General features: G+C 39.1%; 2 protein-coding genes and 1 pseudogene. 2 read left to right on the top strand and 1 reads right to left on the bottom strand.

Annotated features, from left to right (window positions below; translation table 11 throughout):
* A partial coding sequence (locus Q368_RS26830; protein WP_211249809.1) for a hypothetical protein occupies nucleotides 1–229 on the top strand: 229 nt, incomplete at its 5' end.
* A gap of 244 nt (nucleotides 230–473) precedes the next feature.
* The gene (locus tag Q368_RS25380; protein ID WP_156955901.1) at nucleotides 474–2,924 is read left to right on the top strand and encodes a lectin-like protein; all 2,451 of its coding nucleotides are present in this window, start codon (nucleotides 474–476) and stop codon (nucleotides 2,922–2,924) included.
* An 89-nt stretch (nucleotides 2,925–3,013) separates the two neighbouring features.
* On the opposite strand, the pseudogene Q368_RS27220 reads toward Q368_RS25380, so the two are convergent.
* Nucleotides 3,014–3,193, bottom strand: a pseudogene (locus Q368_RS27220) (ArsR family transcriptional regulator); the annotation flags it as partial.
* Nucleotides 3,194–3,288 lie beyond the last annotated feature (95 nt).

The following is a 3,288-nucleotide window of genomic DNA, read 5'->3' as shown; positions in this document are numbered from 1 at the left end:
GTCAACCCCAAATCTTTCGTTCCCAAGAAAAAGTTGGGGGCCAAAACCGTTGGCTTCGTTGGCGCGTCGTTGGCTCGGGGTAAGTACGGATTTGGGCTGGGGAGGTCAAGGGGTTTTTACTCTGGGAAGGAGAAAAACGGACGTTGGGGAGGACGATAAAATAAGAATATATAATTATTTAAATATGTTAACGAGAAATGGCGAGAAGTTAAGCTGGGGATGCAGGTAGCAAAGACGGAAATTCCTTCTCCCGAGACCACTCCCACAGTAACAATTTCAACAGCAATATTATCAATATTAACAATATATTGTGTAAAATGCAGAAGAAGTTACCCAGCCCCGTTACTATTTCAATGTTGACAGGAATATGAAAATCCGCCAACTATAAACAATCTTTGTAAATTCATGAGTCACTCAACTCATATATCCTTAAGCTGCAAGAACATTTATTGCAAGGAAAAGGGCCATTTATTATGCAAAAATTTATAGTTATTTTTTTTATCTGCTCCATGACTATGCTTAATTATAACAAATATGCCTTGTGCGATTCATTACAAATTACAAACACAACTAATGGACATACGTACCAACGCATCGACAATGTGCAAAGTTGGGAATCAGCTCAATCGTATTGCGCATTAAATGGAGGGTACTTAGCATCTATACGATCATCTGAGGAAGATAATTTTGTTCGATCTAATTTTTATTATAACGCTTACGGCTCAAACATGTGGCTTGGCGGCAGTGATACACAGACCGAAGGAATGTGGCAGTGGACATCCGGTGAACCATGGGAATATTCTAACTGGCATCCTAATGAACCCAATAATGGAACAAGCGAAAATTGCTTGGCTTACTGGGGTGATTTTGGGGGAATGTGGAATAATGTTAGGTGTGACGTTGAATACAATTTTGTTTGTGAATGGGATGGTGACCCTGACCCACTGTTGTCTTCATTTGATCTAAATTCAAGTGGCATAAACTACACGGATAAGTCAATGACCATAAAATTCAAAAAACCGACTACTTTTCCAAACGAACTTATTTATACATTCACTGCCGGCAATCACAAAGAAGAATCAAGTTATCCAGCAGAAACCGGAATTTCACAAATCAAATGGCAATTAGACGATGAGTTTTTAGATAAAACTATAACTGTTTATTTTAAAACTTTTATTGGTACAGACTGGAGATATGCGACACTCAACATAACCTATGACCAAATTACGGCATTAGCACCGGAGGCGACCATCTCCTCACGTACTCTACATGAAACAAAAATTGATCTGAAAGACCCATTAAATAATTCTTATAATTATTTCGAAAACCAAGATTATCTTTGCTCCATCAGCCGATATGACGACAGGTACAGACTACAGGTTGGGACAGCAACAACTCATCGCATTATAGATTTTGACAAAATAATCAACAAAAAAATCAACACAAAATGGCAACAAACAGAATATGCATCTAAAATTCGAAACTACACAGATAACAGAATACCAATTCTGCTAATTCATGGATGGCAAGGCAGCAATACAGATTTTCAAGATCGACAACAATCGTCACTTTTGCTTTGGTCAAATTCTGAATTAGAATATTGGCAACATTTTTTAGACTACTACCTTATCTCTCAGAAACTACAGGATAAATTTCATATTTATCTATATCACTACCCAACCTACAAGCACGTAAGTTTCAATGCGAAGACACTAAACGAATTATTGTCCGAGTCTTCAAAACTAAATAACGACCTATCGCATGGGATTAATAACAATAATTTAGTAATAATTGGCCATTCAATGGGCGGGCTTGTAGGGCGTGATTTAATTGAAGAACAAGGGTTTGAAAATTACACTAAACTAATTGCTCTCGACACACCCCATCACGGAAGCCCCGCTTCTGACGATGATGGCATTGGCACCTTGGTAAAAGATTTAGGCACACAAGGTGCTGCTGATCTAAACTGGGATAATGTCGACAGAACTGATTCCGACAATGACATTGATAGCAACAACGCAAATAATCGATGGAAACATATTAATGCGAAAGATTTTGACACGATTTACTGGGACAAATTACAGACGTTAGTTGGAAGTGCTGACATTGACAATCAACACTCCAAAAATCCTTGGTTGCGTTGGTTAAACGTACAGTTTTCAAAAAATTATAGCAAATTTTCGTCAAAGTATATTTTTTATGTTGCTGCTTTGTCAACACCAGAGGGGGGGGTAGCAAGAAATGATATCCGAGAAGCAATTTTCAATGGATTTGATTTCTGGGCAGTGAACTCAAACTTGTCAGCTAAAGGGTATACAAATGGCGGAGCAGAACCAACAGGAAGTTCATTTTTCTGCGCTTTCAACAAAACAGATTACCCAGAGCAAGCTCTTGCAGATTACTTCAATCCATCATCTGGTTTCAAATTTACCCCATTAATTAACACGATTATTCAATCCAATAAAAATCTATCAATTTTTGCGGACACAAGCTTAAATATCCAATACATATTCTCGACTGGAGAAGAACATCCTTACCACATTCCGTATCGATTATTTTTTGACTACGACCATGAAGCAATGGCAAACGGAGCCTACGGAGGCCAACGTGGCAGTTGGAATAATTTTATATTTGAAAAGCCACTTCTAGATAGAGATGTAGATTTATACAATGTGGACTTAAATTCTTATGAAAGCCGTTTTGAATACAAACCTGGCACCGAAACCAACAATCAGCCATATTTTGACTATATCAGATCGGCATACATATGCGCCGAAGGGATAGAACTATCACCAGCTTTAAATTTTAACCCATTATACTTTGAACCTTTGTTTTTAATCTTAAAAACGGACTTGCTTAACATACCTTTTACTTCAGCCAAAACCAAAATAGTCGCACCCGCAATTAATATCTTGCTACAGTAAAGTTCGCATCTTATTATCAATAACACGCGGCCCACGCCAACCATTTTCCCTGGATGACGTGGGCCACTTCACAGAACTATCCGTAAATTCTAGCTATTATTCTTCTCCAAGACAATCTTCCCCTCTTCCAAGCAGGACACCTTGAACTCATCGCCCTGGCTGAAGCCGTAGTTGGCCAGGAGCGTCGGGGACAGACGGAGACCATTCTTCGAGAACTTGGCAGCACCTGAAACCGCCCGATCTTCCATCCCTTCAATTTTATAAAATTTTGAGGTGGTCGCGGAAAATTGGACAGCCTGCTAAGCTATAGTCCTCAAGCGAGGAGGACGGTTTTCAATGTCCCAGCGACGGAAGTTTTCAGCGG

The sequence above is a fragment of the Solidesulfovibrio alcoholivorans DSM 5433 genome (assembly GCF_000702665.1).
Taxonomy (GTDB): domain Bacteria; phylum Desulfobacterota; class Desulfovibrionia; order Desulfovibrionales; family Desulfovibrionaceae; genus Solidesulfovibrio; species Solidesulfovibrio alcoholivorans.
The sequence above is the reverse complement of the archived record's forward strand: the minus strand, read 5'-3'. Positions and strand labels throughout refer to the sequence as shown.

Bases quoted from the DNA above. Each gene is read 5' to 3' on its own strand.
- Q368_RS25380 (WP_156955901.1), top strand. From the start codon at position 474: ATGCAAAAATTTATAGTTATTTTTTTTATCTGCTCCATGACTATGCTT.